Source organism: Corallococcus praedator (genome assembly GCF_003612125.1).
Lineage (GTDB): Bacteria > Myxococcota > Myxococcia > Myxococcales > Myxococcaceae > Corallococcus > Corallococcus praedator.
Window position 1 is genome coordinate 1 of record NZ_RAWI01001173.1, and the last position, 423, is coordinate 423.

The window sequence follows — 423 nt, forward strand, 5'->3', positions numbered from 1 at the left end:
ACATACCATTGGTCGGTAAGATAGGGCTCGATCACCACGCCGGAACGGTCGCCATGCGGCACCATGTGCGTGTTGGGCTCGATCCGTTCCAGGAAGCCGAAATCCTGCAGCCGTGCGACGATCTGCTTGCGCGCAGCGAACCTTTCAGTCCCGTTCAACTCCTCGGCGAGCTGGTTCGACCCTTCCGGCAGGCCGCGCTGATAGTCCTCATTGCCGAGCAGTGCCAGACGGCCCTCCTGGTCGAGCACGCTGATCTGCGCCAGACCGTGCCGCCGGCCGACCTCGAAGTCGTTGAAGTCGTGCGCCGGGGTGATCTTGACCGCGCCCGAACCCTTTTCGGGATCCGAATAGGTGTCGGCGACGATGGGAATCTTCCGCCCGACCAGCGGCAACACCACGTGCTGGCCGATGACATCGGCATAC

The 423-nt window shown here is 63.4% G+C and carries 1 pseudogene; it reads right to left on the reverse strand.

Annotation, left to right across the window (positions count from 1 at the left end):
- Nucleotides 1–423, reverse strand: a pseudogene (locus D7Y13_RS43590) (class I tRNA ligase family protein); the annotation flags it as partial.